The 21,812-nt window shown below is 30.5% G+C and carries 17 protein-coding genes and 1 pseudogene; 8 read left to right on the top strand and 10 right to left on the bottom strand.

Translation table 11 applies throughout. From position 1 onward, the window contains the following. Nucleotides 1-6: 6 nt before the first annotated feature. Nucleotides 7-180: a hypothetical protein gene (locus tag ACW9UN_RS11490; protein ID WP_459486426.1), complete on the top strand. Its 174-nt coding sequence runs from the start codon at nt 7-9 to the stop codon at nt 178-180. 905 nt (nt 181-1,085) lie between these two features. Here the strand turns inward: ACW9UN_RS11490 and ACW9UN_RS11495 are convergent. Next, nucleotides 1,086-1,685 carry an acyl carrier protein phosphodiesterase gene (locus ACW9UN_RS11495; protein ID WP_459486427.1) on the bottom strand — a complete coding sequence of 200 codons (600 nt, stop codon included), beginning with the start codon at nt 1,683-1,685 and terminating at the stop codon, nt 1,086-1,088. 119 nt (nt 1,686-1,804) lie between these two features. Continuing rightward, nucleotides 1,805-2,923 carry a DNA polymerase III subunit beta gene (gene dnaN / locus ACW9UN_RS11500; RefSeq protein ID WP_459486428.1) on the bottom strand — a complete coding sequence of 373 codons (1,119 nt, stop codon included), beginning with the start codon at nt 2,921-2,923 and terminating at the stop codon, nt 1,805-1,807. A 334-nt stretch (nt 2,924-3,257) separates the two neighbouring features. On the opposite strand from dnaN, the gene ACW9UN_RS11505 reads away from it, so the two are divergent. The 3 genes from ACW9UN_RS11505 (at nt 3,258) to ACW9UN_RS11515 (ending at nt 8,808) form a co-directional block, all read left to right on the top strand. Beyond that, the gene (locus ACW9UN_RS11505; RefSeq protein WP_459486429.1) at nt 3,258-5,750 is read left to right on the top strand and encodes a PIG-L family deacetylase; all 2,493 of its coding nucleotides are present in this window, start codon (nt 3,258-3,260) and stop codon (nt 5,748-5,750) included. A 371-nt stretch (nt 5,751-6,121) separates the two neighbouring features. Next, nucleotides 6,122-7,834 carry a sodium:solute symporter family protein gene (locus ACW9UN_RS11510; protein ID WP_459486430.1) on the top strand — a complete coding sequence of 571 codons (1,713 nt, stop codon included), beginning with the start codon at nt 6,122-6,124 and terminating at the stop codon, nt 7,832-7,834. 2 nt (nt 7,835-7,836) lie between these two features. After that, nucleotides 7,837-8,808 carry a Gfo/Idh/MocA family protein gene (locus ACW9UN_RS11515; RefSeq protein WP_459486431.1) on the top strand — a complete coding sequence of 324 codons (972 nt, stop codon included), beginning with the start codon at nt 7,837-7,839 and terminating at the stop codon, nt 8,806-8,808. 8 nt (nt 8,809-8,816) lie between these two features. Here the strand turns inward: ACW9UN_RS11515 and ACW9UN_RS11520 are convergent, their stop codons facing one another. Continuing rightward, entirely contained in the window at nt 8,817-9,158 is a 342-nt protein-coding gene (locus ACW9UN_RS11520; RefSeq protein ID WP_459486432.1) for a cupin domain-containing protein, read from the bottom strand. Between the two features lie 199 nt (nt 9,159-9,357). On the opposite strand from ACW9UN_RS11520, the gene ACW9UN_RS11525 reads away from it, so the two are divergent. Next, nucleotides 9,358-11,175: a sulfatase-like hydrolase/transferase gene (locus ACW9UN_RS11525; RefSeq protein ID WP_459486433.1), complete on the top strand. Its 1,818-nt coding sequence runs from the start codon at nt 9,358-9,360 to the stop codon at nt 11,173-11,175. A 20-nt stretch (nt 11,176-11,195) separates the two neighbouring features. Here ACW9UN_RS11525 and ACW9UN_RS11530 read toward each other — a convergent pair whose 3' ends face one another. Continuing rightward, complete coding sequence (locus ACW9UN_RS11530; RefSeq protein ID WP_459486434.1) at nt 11,196-12,395, bottom strand: IS256 family transposase; 1,200 nt, start codon at nt 12,393-12,395, stop codon at nt 11,196-11,198. Nucleotides 12,396-13,003: 608 nt separating this feature from the next. On the opposite strand from ACW9UN_RS11530, the gene ACW9UN_RS11535 reads away from it, so the two are divergent. Then, nucleotides 13,004-15,484 (top strand): T9SS type A sorting domain-containing protein, encoded by a 2,481-nt coding sequence (locus tag ACW9UN_RS11535; protein WP_459486435.1) that lies wholly within the window; start codon nt 13,004-13,006, stop codon nt 15,482-15,484. A 176-nt stretch (nt 15,485-15,660) separates the two neighbouring features. On the opposite strand, the gene ACW9UN_RS11540 is transcribed toward ACW9UN_RS11535, so the two are convergent. Beyond that, nucleotides 15,661-16,509, bottom strand: coding sequence for a DUF2911 domain-containing protein (locus tag ACW9UN_RS11540; RefSeq protein WP_459486436.1), 849 nt, complete (start codon nt 16,507-16,509; stop codon nt 15,661-15,663). A 113-nt stretch (nt 16,510-16,622) separates the two neighbouring features. Here ACW9UN_RS11540 and ACW9UN_RS11545 point away from each other — a divergent pair, with 113 nt between their 5' ends. Beyond that, nucleotides 16,623-17,387 (top strand): NAD(P)-binding domain-containing protein, encoded by a 765-nt coding sequence (locus ACW9UN_RS11545; protein WP_459486437.1) that lies wholly within the window; start codon nt 16,623-16,625, stop codon nt 17,385-17,387. Between the two features lie 88 nt (nt 17,388-17,475). Here the strand turns inward: ACW9UN_RS11545 and gldG are convergent, their stop codons facing one another. From gldG to ACW9UN_RS11570, 5 genes are read right to left on the bottom strand one after another with little or no spacing between them, the layout of a single operon-like run. Then, nucleotides 17,476-19,116, bottom strand: coding sequence for a gliding motility-associated ABC transporter substrate-binding protein GldG (gldG, locus tag ACW9UN_RS11550; RefSeq protein WP_459486438.1), 1,641 nt, complete (start codon nt 19,114-19,116; stop codon nt 17,476-17,478). Further along, the gene (gene gldF, locus ACW9UN_RS11555; RefSeq protein WP_459486439.1) at nt 19,109-19,828 is read right to left on the bottom strand and encodes a gliding motility-associated ABC transporter permease subunit GldF; all 720 of its coding nucleotides are present in this window, start codon (nt 19,826-19,828) and stop codon (nt 19,109-19,111) included. Before gldF ends, gldG begins: the two co-directional genes overlap by 8 nt. After that, the gene (locus ACW9UN_RS11560; RefSeq protein WP_459486440.1) at nt 19,829-20,353 is read right to left on the bottom strand and encodes a GNAT family N-acetyltransferase; all 525 of its coding nucleotides are present in this window, start codon (nt 20,351-20,353) and stop codon (nt 19,829-19,831) included. 33 nt (nt 20,354-20,386) lie between these two features. After that, entirely contained in the window at nt 20,387-20,683 is a 297-nt protein-coding gene (locus tag ACW9UN_RS11565) for a putative quinol monooxygenase (RefSeq protein ID WP_459486441.1), read from the bottom strand. Nucleotides 20,684-20,689: 6 nt separating this feature from the next. Beyond that, entirely contained in the window at nt 20,690-21,550 is an 861-nt protein-coding gene (locus ACW9UN_RS11570; RefSeq protein WP_459486442.1) for an SAM hydrolase/SAM-dependent halogenase family protein, read from the bottom strand. Between the two features lie 126 nt (nt 21,551-21,676). On the opposite strand from ACW9UN_RS11570, the pseudogene ACW9UN_RS11575 reads away from it, so the two are divergent. Next, nucleotides 21,677-21,812 (top strand): annotated as a pseudogene (locus tag ACW9UN_RS11575) (PhoH family protein); the annotation flags it as partial.

Genomic DNA, 21,812 nt, shown 5'->3' on the forward strand with positions numbered 1-21,812 from the left:
ATTGATATGAAAAATCGAAATATCGAAAATAAAGAAATTACACGTAAAGAAGCTATAAAAAAAATTGGAAATTGCAGTAAATATGCAATGTTGACAGCTATTGGTACATACATTATTTTGTCTCCTAAAAAAGCACAAGCTTCTAGTGGGCCAGAACCACTAGATGGAAGAGGATTTTGATAAAAATATAGCAACAACCTTATAACACAAAAACGTTGTTATAAGGTTGTTTTATAACTAAATTTGTAGGAGCTTTAATGTTATCATAAACGCCAATATAATACAAAGAAAAGGTCAAATAAATTTTAAATCAGTTTTGTTGTAGTTCATTTAACCTTGTATAAAGAGCAAAGCACAAAAGAGAGTCTCAAAATTATCTAAATTTGTAATAGGTTGCAAAACAGGTTTATTTTGATAAAACTCTTAGAAGTTGGTACTAAATCAAAAAGTGTTTAGGTAATGTTATTATGGAATTTTTCTAAAGCAATATTTAGATTGCTGCTTGAGGAAAAATTTAGAAAATAATTTTATAATTCAATAACAATTAAATTACGGAATCACACGATTTATAAAACGACAAAGACTTTTTATAACAATTTAAAACAGGTTCAAAACTCACCAGAGTTCTATAAAACAGCTAAACAAACGAAGAGTTTAGAAATAGATAGTAAAACTAGTTCAATACAAAAGGCGAGTTAGATGCCCATTTAGATGATAGTAAGCATTAAAAAGCAACAATCTAGATTTACGCAATTGATTTGGAATTAAAACCATTTAAACCAATTTAGGATAAACACAAATTCAAGTTCCTATAGTTAGAGATGCTTATTACAATCTCATGCTTATCAAGAAAAAGAAAGTTCTAGAAGAACTAGTCTTAAAATTTTGCATTACAGTTATTTATAAAGTAAAATGCTGGGTAAAAATGACTTATACTTGTGTAAGTGACATTGCCTAAATCGATATTTTATGAATTTTATTTTAGAATCAATAATCACAAATTAAAGTAACAATATTCAATAATTTAATAACAAAAAATGGTTGAAAAAGATAAAATAGAGCAGCAGAAAATTATGTGTATACAACTAACTACTTACCTTTATAATTCTATTTAATCTTTGATTTGTAAATGCCACTAAATCTTTAAAAAAGATGATAAAATCCTCTTCGAGTTCTGTTTGTAATTCATTTAAGTCGTTAATAGCCAAATGCATTTGTGATTTTCCTTTGGTTCTATGATTCATTCCGTTTAAAACTTTAGCAATGCCTTCTTTATATTGATAATTGTATAAAATGTTATACTCAATCATATAAGAAATGAATTGTTGTGATTTTTTTGGTAACTCAGCTGCTTTTTTATCAAATAAATCATAAACAGATTGTGTATAAAGATCTAAAGGAATCTCAGAATAATTAGCCCAATTTTTGGCCAAAAAATAATCGTAAAAAATATCGATAATTACACCATCATAATGTCTGTAACGTTTGTGTAAGCGTCTTTTACTTTTTCTAACAATAGGATGTACATCAGTAAAAGTGTCAATTTCTCTATGTAAGAAAATACCTTGTTGAATTTCTTCAGAAAATTCTTCGTAGTTATTGCCTCTAATATGATCTGCAATAAAATTGCCAATCATAATATTGGTGTTGTTTTCAGATAAATAGAGGTGAGCTAAAAAGTTCATTAGCGTAAATGTAATCAAAAAACCACAATTAATTCTGAAGGTGTTTCAGAATAAATTGTGGTTTTTAAGAATTATCTATGGAAAACTCTACTAAAAGAAATGATTATTGATCTATGCTATTAGCTGTTTAACATTACAGGCATTACCAGCATTGTTACTTTTTCACCTTCATCAGTTCCATCAATAGGAGTTAAAATCCCAGCTCTGTTAGGTAGGCTCATTTCAATTAAAACATCATTAGAGTTTAAGTTATTAAGCATTTCACTTAAAAAACGAGAGTTGAATCCAATTTGCATATCATCACCTTGATAATCGCAACTCAAACGCTCATCTGCTTTGTTGGCAAAATCCAAATCTTCTGCAGAAATATTCAATTCTGTACCTGCCATTTTTAAACGAATTTGATGCGTAGTTTTACTAGAGAAAATAGAAACACGTCTTACAGAATTTAAGAAAGACGCTCTATCTACTGTTAATTTATTCGGATTTTCTTTAGGTATAACCGCTTCATAATTTGGATATTTTCCATCAATTAAACGACATACTAAAACCACATTATCAAACGTAAATTTTGCATTTGCATCATTATATTCTATGGTAACTTCGCTTTCAGAACCACCTAAAATACCTTTTAATAAGTTTAAAGGTTTTTTTGGCATAATAAACTCAGCTGTTTGATCTGCAGTAACATCTGTTCTAGAATATTTAACCAATTTATGAGCATCAGTAGCAACAAAAGTTAAACTTTGCGAGCTAAATTGAAAAAACACACCACTCATTACAGGTCGTAAATCGTCATTACCAGCAGCAAAAATAGTTTTAGAAATTGCTGTACCTAAAACATGTGCAGGTACAACAGTTTTGCTTGGGCTTGGTAGAGAAACTGCTTTTGGAAACTCGTCTCCACTAAAATATGCCATGTCATATTTTCCTTGATCAGAACTAATTTCAATGGTGTTTTCTCCTTCTGTTTTAAAGGTTAAAGGTTGATCAGGAAATGTTTTTAAAGTATCTAACAACAAACGTGCAGAAACAGCAATAGCAGCATTGCTATCACTTTCTACATCAACTACAGCACTCATTGTAGTTTCTAAATCTGATGCAGAAACTTTCAATTGATTTTCGGACAATTCAAACAAAAAGTTGTCTAAAATTGGTAAGGTGTTGTTGCTATTTATAACGCCGCCTAAAACCTGTAATTGTTTTAATAACTGCGAACTCGATACAATAAATTTCATTGATTTTTATTTCTAAATTATGCATACAAATATAACTTTAAAATGTGGTTTTGAAAATTAATTTATCAACAGGTTATGAGCATTATGCTAAGAGGTGAAAAGTTTAATTTTTTTTACATCCAAAGATGAGTAATTCACCTAAAAATATGTCAGATAGAACTAGAAATGTATTCGTTATTTATCTTAAAAATAGATTTTTTTTCAATGGGTGCAAAGCAATACTAAAAATCAATTTTTAAAACCAAAATCAAATTTTAGAAAACGTTATAAAAATGTTAATACGTTCTTTTTTACTGATTAAAAAAGTACATTTGTTCGTTGTCAACTATAAAAAATGAAAAAAAATTTACTTTCAATATCAGTAATTATACTGTTTTCTATATCAAATTTTGCCCAGAAACCTCAAAAATTAAATTCTAATCAAATTTTTGAGAAAGTACAAAAACTTAATTTTTTAGGAACTGCTTTGTACATAGCTGCGCATCCAGATGATGAAAATACACGGTTAATTGCCTATTTGTCAAATAAGGTAAAAGCAAGAACGGGTTATTTGTCTTTAACGAGAGGAGATGGAGGTCAGAATTTAATTGGACCAGAAATCAGAGAATTATTAGGGGTTATAAGAACGCAAGAGTTATTGGCAGCAAGAAGAATTGATGGCGGTGAACAGCTTTTTACAAGAGCCAATGATTTTGGCTACTCTAAACACCCAGAAGAAACGCTTAAAATTTGGGATAAAGAAAAGGTGTTGAGTGATGTAGTTTGGGCAATAAGAACCTTTAAGCCAGATGTGATCATCAACAGATTTAACCATAGAACACCTGGATCAACACATGGACATCACACCAGTTCTGCAATGTTAAGTGTTGAGGCTTTTGATAAAGTTGTAGATTCAACAGCGTTCAGTAGTCAATTAAAATTTACTGAAGTTTGGCAACCCAAACGTTTATTTTTCAATACATCGTCTTGGTTTTATAGGGATAAAACACAGTTTGAGCAAGAAGCCAAAGACTTTACAAAATTTGATATTGGTGTCTATTACCCAATAAAGGGCATGTCTAACAACGAGTTGGCGTCAATGGCAAGTAGTCAGCATTTGTGTCAAGGTTTTGGAAGGTTAACCACAAGAGGGACTCAGACTGAATATTTAGAGTTCTTAAAAGGTGAGGCTTTAAAAGATAAAAATGATATTTTTTCTGGAATAAATACAACTTGGAATCGTTTGAAAAATGGTGGTGAAATAGGAGATATTTTGTATGAAGTGGAACAAAATTTCGATTTTGTAAATCCGTCTAAACATATCAATCAATTAATGGAAGCCTATTCTTTAATTCAAAAATTAGAAGATAAACATTGGAAAAACATTAAAGAAAAACAAATTAAAGAAATTATTGAAGCCTGCTTAGGTTTGTATTTAGAGGCTTCTGCAGAAAGTGCAACAGCCATTCCCAATACCAAAATTGGGGTTGATTTTGAAGTGATAAATAGAAGTAACGTTTCTGTTGAGTTAACCTCAATAACTTCTACAATTGATAACAAAGATTATTTTAAAAAAATTGATTTAGTAAACAACAAAAAAATAAACTTTAAGCAAAATATTTCTTTAAAATCTGCCAATTATTCTGCCCCTTATTGGTTAAACGACGAACCAACCTTAGGAATGTATGCTGTAAACAATCAACAGTTAATTGGAAAACCAGAAACACCAAGAGAGGTTACTGTAAATTTTAATTTGCTAATTAATTATATGCCAATAACGTTTACCAAAAATGTGATTCGAAGATACGCAGAACGCGATAAAGGCGAAATTTACGAACCTTTTGAAATAGTACCTAAAATAACCACGAAATTAAAAAATAAGGTACTTATTTTTTCTGATAGTACTGCTAAAAAGGTAGCTGTAGAAGTTAAAGCAGGTGCTAATTTTATCAACGGGTTTTTAAGTCTTCAACTTCCTGAAGATTGGTTAGTATCGCCAAATAAAGTACCTTTTAATATTGCACAGAAAGGAGATAAACAAATTGTTGAGTTTACAGTAACAGCACCAAAAAAACAGTCTGAAGGAGTATTAAATGTGATGGCCACTGTTGACGGACAAAAGTACACCAAAGAAATGATTGAAATTGATTACAATCATATTCCAAAACAAACTGTATTGCAAAGCTCTAAAGCAAAAGTGGTGCGATTAGATATTAAAAAAGAAGGAAATTTAATTGGTTACATAAAAGGTGCTGGAGATGCTATTCCTGAAAGTCTAAGACAAATAGGATATGCAGTAAACATAATTAATCCTGCAGAAATTAATGAGGAAAATCTGCATAAATACGATGCTATTGTTTTAGGAATTAGAGCTTATAATGTGGTTAAAGAATTAAAATTTAAACAAAAATTCTTGTTAGATTATGTTGATAAAGGTGGGAATTTAATAGTACAATACAATACAAACAGAGGAGTTAATGTGGGGGCTCCATATACTTTAAAGCTATCTAGAGATAGAGTTACAGATGAGCAAGCTGAGGTAATTATTTTAGATGAAGAACATCCGTTGTTGAATTATCCTAATAAAATTACTCAAGAAGATTTTAAAGGTTGGGTGCAAGAACGAGGTTTGTATTTTCCAAATATGTGGAGTGAGCAATACACGCCTTTATTGGCAATGAACGATAAAAATGAAACATCAAAATTAGGTAGTTTATTAATCGCAAAATATGGTAAAGGAAATTATATTTATACAGGATTGAGTTTCTTTAGAGAATTACCTGCTGGAGTTTCTGGTGCCTATAAGTTGTTTGCAAACTTGCTGGCTGCTGGAAAAGGAGAGAAGTAATTGATAGTAAAAGTTTAAAAGGTATAAGTTTTTTAAAGTTTTTACTTAAAATTGCATATTGTAATTTGTTGGCAAACAAGTTTAGCCCTGATTGGAACGGCATCCTTTTTTATAGTTTTAAAATGACGTGATTACGAATGAGGAACGAATGAAGTAATCTGTTTGAAGTAATAAGATTGCCCCGTAAACTCGCATTGACTCTCTGAATGCAAATAAAAAAGATATAGTGGAAAGCAGGAAATAGCTTCAAATAAACAAATATGAACAAACAAAAATATCCATGGAAAAAAGAATACACATTGGTTTTAGTAGCTAACGTGGTGTATTTGATTGCGTTTTATTTTATTACCAATCATTTTTCGGTTTAAGTTATGGAAATTGCTAGCAAATTACATACAATCGATTGGATAGTTTTATCTATAACACTTATATTTATAGTTGCTTACGGTACGTATGTGACTCGAAAAAATGCCAATGTAACTGACTATATTAAAGGAGGAAATGACACCAAATGGTGGACCATTGGTTTGTCTGTTATGGCTACACAAGCCAGTGCTATTACGTTTTTATCTACACCAGGTCAAGCGTTTCATAGTGGGATGGGTTTTGTGCAATTTTACTTTGGTTTGCCAATTGCAATGGTTATTATTTGTGTGGTTTTTATCCCTATTTATCATAAGTTAAAAGTCTATACAGCTTACGAATTTTTAGAAGGTAGATTCGATTTAAAAACTCGAAGTTTAGCCGCAATTTTATTTTTAGTACAAAGAGGTTTGGCAGCCGGAATTACCATTTTTGCACCTGCTATAATTTTAAGTGCAGTATTAGGTTGGGATTTGCTAACGCTTAATATTATCATCGGTTTTTTAGTAATTATTTATACAGTTTCTGGAGGTACAAAAGCGGTTAACGTTACACAAAAACAACAAATGATTATCATTTTTATAGGAATGTTAATTGCATTTTTTATGATAATGAGTCAACTGCCAGCAAACATCTCGTTTACTAATGCTTTAGAAATTGCTGGTGCTAGTAATAAAATGGAAGTGCTCGATTTTTCTTTTGATTTAAGCAATAGATACACAGTTTGGACAGGTATTTTAGGAGGAACATTTTTAATGCTATCTTATTTTGGCACAGATCAAAGTCAAGTGCAACGTTATTTGTCAGGAAAATCGGTGCGTGAAAGTCAACTGGGTTTAATTTTTAATGGTTTGTTAAAAGTGCCCATGCAATTTTTTATTTTGTTAATTGGTGTGATGGTTTTTGTGTTTTACCAATTCAATCCTGCTCCTTTAAATTTTAATCCAACAGCAAATGAAGAGGTTGTAAAAACAAAATATGCACAAGAATACAAAGCTTTAGAAGCCAAACATATTGAGATAGAAAACACCAAGAAAGCCATTTTTGCTGATGGTTTTCAGGTGAGTGAAAAAGAAAAAATTCAAGAATTAAACAAGGCTGATTTAGCGTTAAAAGAAAAATCGAAAGCAATTATCGATAAAGTTGATGAAGAAAATACTTTAGATAAAATAGAGTCTAATGATAAAGATTATGTGTTTATTCATTTTATTCTAAACAATTTACCAAGAGGATTAATTGGTTTGTTATTGGCTGTAATTTTATCGGCAGCAATGTCTTCTACAGCATCAGAATTAAATGCCCTTGCTAGCACAACAGCAATGGATTTATACAAACGAAATGTAAAAGGAAACAAAAGCGAAGAACATTTTGTAAAAGCTTCTAAATGGTTTACTTTAGCTTGGGGAATTATAGCCATTTCAGTAGCTTGTATTGCCAATTTATTCGATAACTTAATACAGTTGGTAAATATTATTGGCTCTATTTTTTATGGTAACGTTCTAGGGATTTTCTTATTAGCATTTTTTATAAAGTTTGTAAAAGGAAATGCTGTTTTTGTAGCAGCCTTAATCACACAAATGATTATTATCGGAGTTTACTTTTTAGATTGGTTGCCTTATTTATGGCTCAATTTATTAGGCTGTGTTTTAGTAATGGCAATTGCAATTATAATTCAGACTTTATTACCACAAAAACCGAATTTAAAATTAAGTGAAGTATAATTATGGAAAAGAAAACAATTAAATGGGGAATTATAGGTCTTGGTAAAATAGCCAATAAATTTGCAACAGATTTACTTACTATTCAAGATGCTGAATTGGTAGCTGTAGCATCAAGGAGTCAAGAGAATGCAGATTCATTTGCAGCAAAGTACCGAGCAAAAAAAGCCTATAATTCTTACGAAGATTTGGCAAAAGATAAAAACGTGGATGCAGTTTATATTGCAACACCTCACTCATTTCATGCAGCGCATTCCATATTGTGTTTGCAACAAAAAAAGGCAGTATTATGCGAGAAACCGTTTGCAATGAATGCTACAGAAGTGGCAGAAATGATTGCTGTTGCCAAAGAAAATGACGTGCTCTTAATGGAAGCTTTATGGACATACTTTTTACCTCATTATCAATATGCTTTAGATATTTTTAAAACAAAAAAGTTTGGAAACCTTAAAGAAATTAAAGCTGATTTTGGTTTTAAAGCCACTTACAACTTAGAAAGTAGGTTATTAAAAAAAGAAGTAGGTGGAGGTTCTCTTTTAGATATTGGAATTTACCCTATTTTCGTAGCCCTATCAAGTCTAGGAATACCAAATACTATAAATGCAAATGCCACTTTTTTTAAAACAGGAGCAGATTCAACTTGTGAGGTGATTTTTAACTACAGTAACGCCAAAGCAATTTTAAAGAGTACCCTTATCGAAGACACATCTACAGAGGCTATTTTTAGTTTTGAAGATGCAGTTGTAAAATTAAATACGATGTTTCATCAACCATCAACCATAACTATTTTTAAAGATGATAAAGAAGAAGTAGTCGATTTTGGATACAAAACTATAGGTTATAATTATGAGACAGAACATTTTAATCAATTGTTAAGAGAAAACAAAAAAGAAAGCAATGTAATGACTTTCGATTTTTCTAAAAAATTGATAGAAACATTAGATGAAATTCGTAAAATAATTGGTTTAGAATATTAATATAACGTCTATTCATCAACAGCAATACCAAAATACAACCAAGTAACATCTTCTTTAAAAGGATTGGATTGCGAGTGTAATTCTCCTGGTTCAACAGTAATACAATCACCAGCCTTAACAATATGTTTTGTATTGTTGATGATAAACTCGGCTTTACCACATTGTATATAAAAAACTTCAAACATGGTATCGTGTTTGTGTGTTTCTACTTTTTGATTGGGCTTAAAAGTAGCTGTACTAAACATCATTAAATTCGGAATTTCACCTTTTTTTATAAAGACTTTTTTTAGAACATCACCTTGATGATTCGCCTTTATGGCACCAATTTTTTTAACGTTAGTAATTTTCAATGCTTTTTTTTAATGAAATACAAAGTAACTAAAAAATATTGAATAGCCGATTATTCCTTATTATCAATAAACGTATTAGTTCTTAATGTTAATTTGTGGTACAAATTTGTTCTATTGTATTCTAATTGAACGCTACTAAACTAGGCTCTTTTTTAGCTATAACTTTAATTTTGTTTTTTATATTTTAAACCAATTGATGATGAAAAAAGCTACCTTCTTATTCTTGTTTTTTTTTAATTCTATAAGCGGTGCTGCTCAAGAAAAACCAAATATTCTTTGGATTATTACAGATGATCAAAGAGCAGACGCCTTAGAATGTTATAATAAAGCAACAACTGGTAAAAACGAAAGTGCTTTAGGTTACGTTTCTTCTCCAAATATAGATAAGTTGGCTAAAGAAGGTACCTTATTTGTAAAAGCATATACAAATTCACCTGTTTGTGGGCCCTCTAGAGGTTCAATGTTAAGTGGGCGATACCCATTTAGAAATGGTCATTATCAGTTTGAGCAAACACATCAACAGCCAGATTTTGTAAAACCTTCAATTCCGCAAACCCTAAGAAAAAATGGATACATAACAACATCTTTTGGAAAAGACGGAGCGTATATTTTTAAATGGGAAGGCAAGCAAACCTTTAAAGATCCTGGACATTATAACTACAAAGTAAGTTTTAAGCACGATTTACAAAAGAACAATGTTGGAGATTTTTGGGGGCAACCTGCATATGCCAAAGGTACATGGAAAACAATAGGTAAAGAAGAACGAATAAAAACTCCTGATGGAAAAATTGTAAAATATTTGTTTAAAAAGAAGAAAGGACAAGGAGAGATTAGTATAGAAGATCGTAAGTTAAGAAAAGAGATGGAAAAGAAATATGAAATCTTACGATCTTACACACGTACTGGAAATAAAGATTTAATTATTGGTGGAGAAAACCCAATGCCAGCAGGACAAACTATAGATGGTAAAATTGTTGAAGAATTTAAATTGTATTTAGAAAATCAGAATAAAACGTTCATTAATACTTATGGTAAAACAAAAAAAGGAGCAGACCCTAGCAAACCTTTAATGACACATTTAGGTTTTCATTTACCACACACTCCTGTATTGCCGCCAAAATCATTTAGAGATAAATTTAAAAAGAAGAAATACAAACTCCCAGCTTTTGATGAAAAAGAAAAAGCAACATTTACACCTCAATTGCTCAAGCTTTTCAAAAATTTGAATATGACAAATATGACAGATAAAGAAAAGCAACAGGCAATTCAAGATTATTATGCGTTTTGTGCTTATGGAGATGCTTTGATTGGAGATGCTGTAGCTGCGTTTAAAGAATATAGTAAAAAAAACAAACAAGAATATCTAATAGTTTTTGTAGTAGGAGATCATGGTTTGCATTTAGGAGAACAAGGTATTGAGGCAAAATTTAGTCCTTGGCGCCAATCTACTCAAGGTGCAATGATAATGGTATCTTCTAATAAAAAAGAGATTCCAGAAGGCATTGTAAATACTAATTTTGTTGAGTATGTAGATGCTGCACCTACAATTTTAGAAGCTGCAAATATCCCTATTGATGACAAAAAATACGAATATTTAGATGGTATTAGTTTAAAAAGATTGATTCAAGGACAAGTTCAAAAACGCGATTATATTGTTGGAGAAACTAATGTAATTGTTGGCCACAGAGCGTATTTAAGATCAAAAGATTTTGCTTTTTCAATGAAAACACGCCCTAATAATTGGAAGAAATTAATACCAAATAAAAATGTGAAATGGGCTTTAAATTGTCCTGTAGAAGAAGCTGAATTGGCTTTATATGATTTAAGAAATGATCCTTTAGAAAGAAATAATGTTGCAGGAAACAAGAATTATAAAAAACTAGCAGAATGGTTTAGAAAAAAATTAGGTAATATTGTTTTAGGTGATGGAAGAGTGGAGTGCGATTGGACAAAAGAGAATTCATACAATATCAGTATTTTCGCTAAAGGACACTTTCCCATCAAGTGTGTAAGTTAAAAATTACAGGATTAGATTTTTCATAGTTTAATCCTGTTTTCAAATATAGCCAAAAATTGGTTTAGGATGATTCCCCAATTTCTAATTGGCATTTTCCATTTTTTTGTGGATTCTCTTAAAGCTAAAAATACAGATTTAATCACAGCATCATCAGTAGGGTAAGAGAGTTTGTTTTTTGTGTATTTTCTAATTTTCCCATTTAAGTTTTCAATTAAATTAGTGGTGTAAATAATAGTTCTAATTTCTAGAGGAAAATCAAAGAAAACAGTGAGTTCATCCCAGTTGTTTTCCCAAGATTTAATTGCGTAAGAATACTTAGAGTTCCATTTAGTTTTAAAGTCTTCTAAAGCAGCTTTAGCTGCTTCTTTAGTAGGAGCAGTATAGATTTGCTTCATATCTTTGGTAAAAGCTTTTTTGTCCTTCCAAACCACATATCTACAGGAGTTCCTAATTTGATGTACCACACAAATTTGTGTAACTGAATTAGGAAATACGGTTTTAATGGTGTCTGTAAATCCGTTTAAATTATCAGTTGCAGTAATTAATATATCTTGTGTTCCTCTTGCTTTTATATCGGTTAAAACAGTCATCCAAAAAGAAGAGGATTCATTTTTTCCTAACCAAAGTCCTAAGACTTCTTTCTTTCCATCAACTCGTAATCCAACAGCTATATAAATGGTTTTGTTAATCACTTTGGAGTTTTCTCGAACCTTAAAAACGATACCATCCATCCAAACTATCAAATATAGAGCTTCTAGAGGTCTGTTTTTCCAAGCGATAATGTCTGCTGTAATTTTATCTGTAATTCTTGAAATAGCAGAACTTGAGATATTAAAATCATAGATTTCTCGTATTTGTTCTTCTATATCTGTGGTGCTCATTCCTTTGGCATACAAAGAAATAATCAAGTTTTCAACACCATCAGCTGTGCTTTCTCGTTTCTTAATAAGCATTGGATTAAAAGAGGCATCTCTATCTCTAGGAACTTGAATTTGTGTTTCTCCTAAATGAGTCTTGATGGTTTTACTTCCATATCCATTTCGTGAGTTGGAATTATTGCTTTTTTGATGCTTATCATAATCTAAATGGGCATCTAACTCGCCTTCTAAAATTTTCTCAACTCCTCGTTTGTGAAGCTGTTCTATAAAACTGGTCAGTTCTGAACCTGTCTTAAATTGTTTTAAAAAGTCTTTGTCGTTTAATAAATCTTCTGGTTTCATAAATAAAAGTGTGTTTATAAAGTTAATGATTATTGAATCGTAAAGTTATTTCCGAAATTCTTCCTCATGGAGCAATTCAAATATTGCTCTGGAAAAATTTCAGAATAACTTTACTTACACACTTTCTGGTTTAGTACCCGCTAAGGAGCACATGATGGTAAGCTACAGATTCCTATACAACTTATTCCTTAGCAATTATTAAAGTATTGTTTTCACTTGTTTATTGTTTCAATTTGTTCTCTAAATTTTTGTCATATATAGAGATACGTTTGAAAAATAGCCTTTATCATTATAATTTTTTTTAGAATTACTTTCTATCAGTATTTAAATAAAAAATCAAGGTTTTAGTGTTTGCAATTTATAATTTCATCCGAGAGTTGTTTGCTTACACATTTCAATTAAAAAGCGTTGTCAATTTTTTCATGCAATGAGTTTACATCTTCTGTTTAAATTTATGAAGATTGACTTCTGAAAAATAAATCAATTTTTCTTTTTTACACGTATAAAAATAGTTTTAAACCATTTGTTGTATCATTTAAGATAAACCTTACTTCTATTTTTTTTAATTACAGACGGTCCAGTTGTAGCTTTGTAAAAAAATAGAATTTATGAGGTTTATCAAATTTTTAATTTTTGGTTCAATTATATTGGCATCTTCAAGTTCTTTAGCAAAAACAATTTACGTAGCTATTAATGGTAATGACGCTAATAATGGTTCAATAAACAGCCCTTATAAAACTTTTAATAAAGCAGTTTCAGTAATGGTTGCAGGAGATATTTGTATCATCAGAGAGGGGGTATACGAACAACAATTGATGATTAATAGAAGTGGTAATGCCAATAATTATATAACTTTTAAAGCTGCTGATGGCGAAAATGTAGAAATTAAAGCAACAACTACCGTTAACGGGTGGCAATTGTACAAAAATAATATTTACAAAGCTTCTGTAAATATGGGCATACAAAGTAGGTTTCGAACAATTTACCATAATAGAGCTTACATGGATTTGGCAAGATGGCCAAATAATACCGATAATAATAGATGGACCGTAAATTGTGCATCTGTAACAGGAGGTGATGGTACACATTTTTTAGTAAATAATGTTCCAAATATCAATTGGTCAGGAGGCTTAGTTTATTATTTAGGAGCTCATTCAGGGGCAAGTTGGACAAGACCAATCACTTCAAATACATCCAATAGAATTAATTTTACTCCTGTTGATATTACAGATTGGCCTTTTAGTGTTCACAATCCAACAATTTGGAGAAATTATCCTGGAAACAATAGAGGGCAGCTATTTCTTTTCAACAAATTAGAAGCCTTAGATTATGCCAGAGAATGGTATTATGATGATACCTCTAAAACCCTTTATTTACAAACTGCAGATGGTAATATGCCAGCTAATAATAGTGTGGAATATGCAACAAGAAAATATGCTGCTCAACTAACGGGAGATTACATTAAAGTAGAAGGAATTACTTTTTTTGGGGGTGCTATAAAAATTGAAAATAGAGCCGATTATAACCAAATAATTAATTGTAAGGTAATACATGGTAGTGAAGGGCACGATTCTCTTACCAATACTGGTGCTCAGGTTGGCGAGGCATCAATAGAAGTTTTAGGAGATTTTACACTTATTAAGGGTTGTACAATTAATCATAGTGCTGTAAACGGAATAGTTATTTCTGGTTGGGCTGCAGATAATTGTACTATCGAAGAGAATACAATTAGCAATACGGATTATGTTGGTATACACGCTTCACCAATTAGAACAAGTGGTGATGGAATGAAGATTTTAAAAAATACTATTTTTAATACGGGTAGAGATGGAATGTACGTAGCTGGTAATAATTGTGAAGTGGCTTATAATGATATTTCTCAATCGCAAAAAATCAATAGCGATTCTGGTGTTTTTTATACGGTTGGCAATAACAGCGATAAAAATACAGAAATACATCATAATTGGTTTCACGATGCAACTGCACCTACTTATTCTCATCATCCATCAGATCCTGGTAAAGCAGCTGGTATTTATTTAGATAATGATAGTAAAGGGTATGTAGTACACCATAATGTAGTTTGGAATGTCTCTTGGACTGGCTATCAAGTAAATTGGAACAATGAACGCCTTAATTTTTACCATAATACGATTTGGAATGCTTGGGGTGCTATGGATTCATGGGATATTAATGGGCCGCAATTGGATAATAAAATTTATAATAATTATGCAAATACAGGTAGTTGGTTTAGTAAAACTACTAATGATTTCGATATAAAAAATAGCCCAATTTTTTCTAGTTCTCCTTTTGAAGATGTAAATAATCAAAACTTTATGCCTGCAGAAGGAAGCGCGTTAGTTGATGCTGCTCCTAGTATCTCTGGGTTTAGTAAATATGTAGTTGGTGCTTCTGCAGATATTGGAGCTTACGAAAGAGGTAGTGTTTATTGGACTGCTGGAGTTAATGCAATTGAAGACTCAGCACCACAAGTACCTTTGGCTTTAACAGTGTCATCTCAACCAAATATCATTTATTTTGACGACTTGCAAAACCCAACAAAAGTACATTCAAATAAAGATTTTCAAGTACAAATAACAGGTTTAAATCCTTCATCTGCTTATAATTTGTTCAATCAATTGCATAACGATAATGCTTCTATTCAAATTGCTGGATTTTCTAAACAAGGAATTTCTGGGGTAGAAAGTATAACAATTGACATCAATTGGTCGTTTTTTCCTAACAATCCAGTTGTAATAAATAATTCAGATACTTTTACTTGGGCAGTTTCACTTTTTGAACCAGGAGTTGGTAAGCAAGATGAAGCAACTGTTACGGGGCTAAGCTTAGACTCAAGTTTATCAACAATAAATTATGTGAATAATGCTAAAGTTAAAATATATCCTAATCCTACAACAGGTAAGGTATATGTAAAAGGTGTTAATGTAAATAAAGCTTCTTTTGAAATTTTTAATTTAAGAGGCCAAAAAGTGCGCTCTAACTCTACTTTCAAAGGCTTACAAAAAGGGATGTACTTTTTAAAGATTAAAGTTGATACTAAACTTTATATTAAAAAAGTAATGTTACAATAGTGTTTTAAAGTAAAAAAAAAAGAGGCTGTCTAAAAAATATTAAAACGGATCATTTTAACTGTTATGGAGAAATCTTATTTATTGATAATTAAATATATTAGATTTTCTGACTTTGCTTAAAATAACATGTAAATCTACTTTTTAGACAGTATCTTTTTAGTAATGAAAATGGAAATTTACATCGCTCCCCATTCTTTTAATGAGGCTTTATTCATTTTTATATAACCTGTATTTCCTGCTTCTGTAGCATATTTTAAAGAGGCTTTAGCAGCGGCAATAGCAGCTTTAGTATTACCAGCTTTAGCATGAATTAAAGATTGCTGACGTAAAAACCAAAATTTTGGCGAATCTGCTGTCATTTCAACAGCTTTATCTATCCAAGTTTGTGCTTGTTTAATATCTTTACCCGCTTGTAAATAATATACAGCAGCTCCATACATGTCATTTGCAGAAGGCCCAGCCATTACTTTAGAAATGCTAGCTGAAACCATTTTATCTGTAGGTACTTCAAATTTAAAAGGTACATAAACATTTTCCCACATAAGTCCAATAACAGCAGACGAATTGGTTAAATCATCAAAAGTAATGGTAAAAGTTTCTATTGGCATAGGCATTTTGTAAGGAGTAACTGTAACTTTTGCAACTACTTTAGATGCATCCCACTTTGCTGGGGTTCCCCAGTTTGATGCGTCAGCATACAACATTACGTCCCAAGTTTTTTCGCCAGGAATCGTGTATAAAGCGTAAGTTCCTTTTTTAACAGTTTTTCCATCAACCATAAAATCAGAAGAAAAAGTTAATTTAGTGTTAGCATTAGCACCTGTTCGCCATACTTTTCCATAATCTTCTAAACCGCCAAATATTTTTCTTCCTTTCATGCTTGGTCTAGAGTACTCTAGGGTAATATCTGTTAAACCTACTTTTTGCTCTATTTTTTGAAACGGACTTGGAGCAGGTGTTTTAATCTGTGCGTTTGCAGAAAATGTAAACGCTACTACAAATAATGATACTATAATTTTTTTCATAATTTCGGATTAATTAGTTTATTGTATTCAAAATTACGATTTCATAAAACGACAAACGTTAACAAAAACTTAAATAAGTGATTGTATCTTTGCTTTATAAATGTGATTTTAAGATGAAAAACATTAGTATTTTAGGTTGTGGTTGGTTAGGGAAACCTTTGGCTTTGTCATTTTTAGATGATGGATATGCTGTAAAAGGTTCTACAACATCCGAAGAAAAAGTACCAATTTTAGAAGATTTGGATATTGACACTTATTTGGTTGATATTTCTGAAAATGAAGAATTTGATGCTTTTTTACAATCTGATATTTTAATTATTGCAATTACATCTAAAGATATAGATGGTTTCGAAAACTTGATTTCTCAGATTCAAGAATCATCTATCCAAAAAGTAATTTTTATCAGTTCTACTTCTGTGTATGGGCGTATTAATAAAGTGATGACAGAAGAAGATGAGGTTTTACACAATCATCCTTTGGTTGAAATAGAAAACTTATTTAGAGAAAATACTTTTTTTGAAACTACAATTATTCGTTTTGCAGGATTATTTGGTGGTGAAAGGCAGCCAGCAAATTGGTTTAAAAATGGAAAAAAAATTCCACAACCCAAAGGTTTTGTAAATATGATTCATAGAGAGGATTGTATCGAAATTATTCACGAAATCATTGGTCAAAATTCTTGGAATGAAGTGTTTAATGCCTGTGCCAATCATCACCCAACAAGAAGAGAATTTTATACTTTGGCTAAGTTGAGTGCTGGTTTTGAGTTACCAGAATTTGAAAATAATGATGTTTATGAATGGAAAATAATTTCTTCGGATAAAATTCAAAAAGTTTTAAATTATGAGTTTATTCACGATGATTTACTTTCATTTTAAGTTTCAAAGTTTTTAAGTTCGAGTAATTTTTCAGTTTTGCTAACTGCTAACTGCTAACTGCTAACTGCTAACTGCTAACTGCTAACAGCTAACTATATTTCTTCTTACGTAAATAATTAAAAATAAAACCGAATACAAACAATAGAAGTAAAGGCAAAATTACATTTAAAAACTGCCAAAACGTTCGTTCTTTAAAAGCCTTTTGTTTGTCTAACATTTTAATTTGTAGTGATTTATTTCTTAGGTTGATTAACCCAGAATCATCCAACAAATAATCTACTGCATTTATTAAGAAATCTTTATTTCCAAATTGTTGGTTGGTCCATTTGTCTATGGATAAATCTGTTGGTTTTCCTTTTAAAAGTTGATTTTTCCCTACATCACCATCAGCAATAACAATCATTTTATTCTGGTTTGCATTTTCCTTAAAAAGTGATGTTTCAAAAGGTTTTACTCTGTTTTTATAAGCCGATTTAAAATCACCTTCTAATAAAATTCCAAACAATAGATGTCCAGAAACATACTCTTTTTCTTGAGGTTCTTCTGCTATAGATTGCAATTCGATAATTGCAGGAGTTCCTATTTTTTGCGTTAAAGTAGAACTCATTAATAATGGCGTTTTTTTAATGTTATTCTTTAAGGTATCTATCTGATTTGCAAATTGCAAACGAACTGGAGCTACATTTTTGGTAATTGGATGATTTGGATTAGCGCCAACCAAAGGATGAAAAAACCAATCGAAATTTTGAAACTGTGGCTGATTGCCAACATTACCAGTTGCTAAAGGAATTTGAGCAGCATATAAATCTTTAATTAAGCTTGTGTTTATTCTAATTCCGTAAGAAAATAGCAAGTCTGTTAAGTTTAAATCTCTTGGGTAAGCCAACATTTTACCTCTATTAAATAAACTGTCTTGGTCTGCTTGTACATTGTCTAACATCCACAATGTTTTACCTCCATTTGTAATGTATTGATCTAAAACCAATTTTTCTTTTTCTGTAAATTTTTCTGTGGGTTTTGCAATAATTGCCAAATCTAAAGAGCTTAAATCTTGTAAAGTTTGTTGCGGATTTGTGTCTACAGAATCTAATGTAAACTTTGCCAATTTGTATTTTTTAGCAACTTCGCTTAAAAAACTATATTGATAAATGTCTTGCAATTCCCCATTTCCTGTAAGAACAGCAACACTTTTTTGTTTGGTTTGATGGATGCTATTTATAGCATTAGAAAAACTATATTCTAAATTTTCGATGGCTTTTTGCAATTGCTCTTCTTGGCTTGCAACAATGCCTGTTGGCAATAAAGAAACGATTTCTGATTTGTTGCCAAAATTGATTTCTGCCCATGGAAAAATAATGGCTTCAGACAATTTACCATCTTCTTCTACTGTCAATTGGCTAGGCATCATCCCTTTTTTAATCAAATCTTCTCTTTGGTCATCAGGATTTTGGAAATGGATTTTAATATTAGAATTTTCTGCTGCTAATTCTTCTAAATATTGCCTGGTTTCAACTTGTAGTCTTTTAAATTCAGATGGAAAATCGCCTTCTAAATAAACCGTTATAAAAAGTGGTTTTTTAATTTTTGATAAAATTGAATTTGTAGTTTCTGATAAGGTATAGCGTTTATCAGCAGTTAAATCGAAACGTTTGTAAAAAGATTGATTTGCAATGTTTAAAACCATTAAACCAATGATTAATACACTTATATTTTTGATTTTTTTATTCATGGTCTAAACGTGTTTTAGTAATGAATAAAAAGAAAAACGTAACACTTAAAAAATAAATAATATCTCTAGTATCAATAACACCTCTAGAAATACTTTTAAAATGTTCGTTAATGCCCAATTGTTGAATGGTTAAACTATTATTGCCAAAAGAAGCAGCAATAGCATCAAATCCGTAGAACAAAATAAACGTAATAAAAACACCAATAATAAAAGCTACAATCTGATTTTTGGATAAAGTTGATGTAAACAAACCTATAGAAGTGTAAGTTGCAGCCAAAAATAATAAACCCATATAAGAACCAATTGTACTGCCAAAATCGATATTTCCAACAGGATTTCCTAGTTGATAAACTGTATACACATATATAAAAGTAGGAACAATAGCAATGCAAACTAGTAGGAGAGAAGCCCAAAATTTACCCAGAACAATTTGCCAATCAGAAATGGGTTTTGTTTTTAAAAGTTCTATGGTACCTGTGTTAAATTCATCAGCAAAACTTTTCATTGTTATTGCAGGAATTAAAAAAAGAAACACCCAAGGAGCTAAATAAAAAAACGGAGTTACATCTGCAAAACCAGCATTTAAGATGTTAAAATCATCATTAAAAATAAAGAGAAACAAACCATTAATCAGCAAAAAAACTCCAATAACCAAATAGGCAATTGGACTTGAGAAAAATGAGTTGAATTCTTTTTTTAGGATTGGATACATTTAGTTTATTTCTAATTTGTAAATTCGATTAAAAGCATAAGTATTACATTTTCTTTCGGGCTGAAAAATAAAATTTAGTTTGTTTAACAACGCAATTGAAGCTAAATTATTTTTGTGTGTAAAGGCTTCTATGGTTTTTAATTTCATTTGATGAATTCCGAAAGCCAAAACAGATTTTATTGCTTCTGTCATTATTCCTTTTTGATGAAATTCAGGTTTTAATTTATACCCAATTTCTGCATAATTTTTATCGATATCAATTTGATGTAAAACTACGCTTCCAATTATTTGAGTTTGATATTCAATCAACCAAAATATTCTTTTTTCTTTTTGATATAAACTTTTACAAACTTCAATAAAATCTTTAGCTTCTTCTAAATTTTCTACTCTTTTTGTGCCTACAAATTTATTAATTTCTTTACTAGAACGTAAGTCAAAAACTGATTTTATATCTTTAAAAGTTGCTTCTCTTAAAAGTAACCTTTTAGTTCTTATTTCAGGAAAATTCTTAAAGGCGAAATTCATTTTTAAATTTGCTTACTGCTTACTGCTTACTGCTTACTGAATACTAACTCTTTTATCTACACTCCAAGCTTCAGGTTTTGCATTAAAATAACCTTTGGTTTGTTTCCAAGTGGCTTTAAAAAAGTCAGAATTTCTATAGTTTTCTAGGGCATTTTCATCTTCCCAATAAGAATATGTAAAAAAGATTTCTGGGTTGTTTTTATCTTGATATAATTCTAATAATTTACATCCATCAGAATTTCTGATGATTGCTTTTTTTTTGTCAAACATTTCTTGAAAATCAGCAATATATTTAGAGTGTAAGCTCATTTTTACAATTCTAACCAGCATATAATTTTATGATAAAGTTGTGTATTCTGGTTTCGAGTCCGAAATAAAATCAATAATAATTGGATCTCTATATTCTAAACCTAAAAGGGTAGAAGCTCCACCAACTGTTTTTAAGTTGCTTCTATAAATTGCAATTTCTAAATACCCAGCAGAGTTAAAAATAGCCAATCTATTACCATCAAAAACTTTATTGTCTGAGGTATTATTGGTTACAATTTCATTGTATTTACTAAAAATTTTATGAAAAGAATAACGAGAAGCACGAATTTCATAGGCCCTACCTTTACCAACATCGTTAAACATTTTTTTACTAATGTTAGAGATTAAGTTGCCATAATTATCAATGTATAAAACACCGCCAATAATTTGTGTTTTAGTTTGATTTACCTTAGGCTGAATTTCAACGAGTTTTTTAAATTCAAAAGTTTCTCTACCAATTACAGTTAAATTTCCTCCTCTTGCAATAAAACAGGCTACTTTTACAAAAACATCTAAAACAGGAAAACTACTTTCAATTCTATCGTGAATGTTAATTTCTACAATTTTTGTTGGTTGAATTTCTGAGGCAATCATAGAGATTAAACCATTGTCTGGGCACACAAAAAAATGACCATCTAAATCAATAGCAATGTGTTTATTATCGATACTCAACTCAGAATCTACACCAACAATATGAATAGTCCCTTTAGGAAAACTTTTGTAAGAATTCTTTAAAATGTAGGCAGTTTCTGTAATGTTAAATGGCGATATTTCGTGCGTAATATCTATAATTTTAGCATCTTCTAACTCAGAATAAATTGCACCTTTAACAGCCCCAACAAAGTGGTCTTTAGTTCCAAAATCGGTTGTTAAAGTAATTAAAGACATGGAGTTTCTACTGTTAATTAATTGTGTAAAAGTTGTGAATTATTTTATGCAAAGCTAATCATTTTAGTATTTTTAATTGCTATTTTAGTTGAAATATAATACAAATCAATTCATAAAAAAAAACATTTGAACGAACGCATTATAGAGTTAACAGAAATAAACCCAAAAGATTTCTTTGGTGCACAAAATAGTACTGTTGCACAGCTCAAAAGGTACTTTCCAAAAATTAAAATTGTAGCACGTGGTACTAAATTAAAAATTT

The organism is Polaribacter litoreus (genome assembly GCF_054584775.1).

Excerpts from the sequence above, each read along its gene's own strand:
- gldG (WP_459486438.1), bottom strand. The coding sequence starts at position 19,116 with ATGAATAAAAAAATCAAAAATATAAGTGTATTAATCATTGGTTTAATG.
- ACW9UN_RS11490 (WP_459486426.1), top strand. The coding sequence starts at position 7 with ATGAAAAATCGAAATATCGAAAATAAAGAAATTACACGTAAAGAAGCT.
- dnaN (WP_459486428.1), bottom strand. The coding sequence starts at position 2,923 with ATGAAATTTATTGTATCGAGTTCGCAGTTATTAAAACAATTACAGGTT.
- ACW9UN_RS11545 (WP_459486437.1), top strand. The coding sequence starts at position 16,623 with ATGAAAAACATTAGTATTTTAGGTTGTGGTTGGTTAGGGAAACCTTTG.
- ACW9UN_RS11510 (WP_459486430.1), top strand. The coding sequence starts at position 6,122 with ATGGAAATTGCTAGCAAATTACATACAATCGATTGGATAGTTTTATCT.
- ACW9UN_RS11560 (WP_459486440.1), bottom strand. The coding sequence starts at position 20,353 with ATGAATTTCGCCTTTAAGAATTTTCCTGAAATAAGAACTAAAAGGTTA.
- gldF (WP_459486439.1), bottom strand. The coding sequence starts at position 19,828 with ATGTATCCAATCCTAAAAAAAGAATTCAACTCATTTTTCTCAAGTCCA.
- ACW9UN_RS11530 (WP_459486434.1), bottom strand. The coding sequence starts at position 12,395 with ATGAAACCAGAAGATTTATTAAACGACAAAGACTTTTTAAAACAATTT.
- ACW9UN_RS11565 (WP_459486441.1), bottom strand. The coding sequence starts at position 20,683 with ATGCTGGTTAGAATTGTAAAAATGAGCTTACACTCTAAATATATTGCT.
- ACW9UN_RS11505 (WP_459486429.1), top strand. The coding sequence starts at position 3,258 with ATGAAAAAAAATTTACTTTCAATATCAGTAATTATACTGTTTTCTATA.
- ACW9UN_RS11495 (WP_459486427.1), bottom strand. The coding sequence starts at position 1,685 with ATGAACTTTTTAGCTCACCTCTATTTATCTGAAAACAACACCAATATT.
- ACW9UN_RS11540 (WP_459486436.1), bottom strand. The coding sequence starts at position 16,509 with ATGAAAAAAATTATAGTATCATTATTTGTAGTAGCGTTTACATTTTCT.
- ACW9UN_RS11515 (WP_459486431.1), top strand. The coding sequence starts at position 7,837 with ATGGAAAAGAAAACAATTAAATGGGGAATTATAGGTCTTGGTAAAATA.
- ACW9UN_RS11535 (WP_459486435.1), top strand. The coding sequence starts at position 13,004 with ATGAGGTTTATCAAATTTTTAATTTTTGGTTCAATTATATTGGCATCT.
- ACW9UN_RS11570 (WP_459486442.1), bottom strand. The coding sequence starts at position 21,550 with ATGTCTTTAATTACTTTAACAACCGATTTTGGAACTAAAGACCACTTT.
- ACW9UN_RS11525 (WP_459486433.1), top strand. The coding sequence starts at position 9,358 with ATGAAAAAAGCTACCTTCTTATTCTTGTTTTTTTTTAATTCTATAAGC.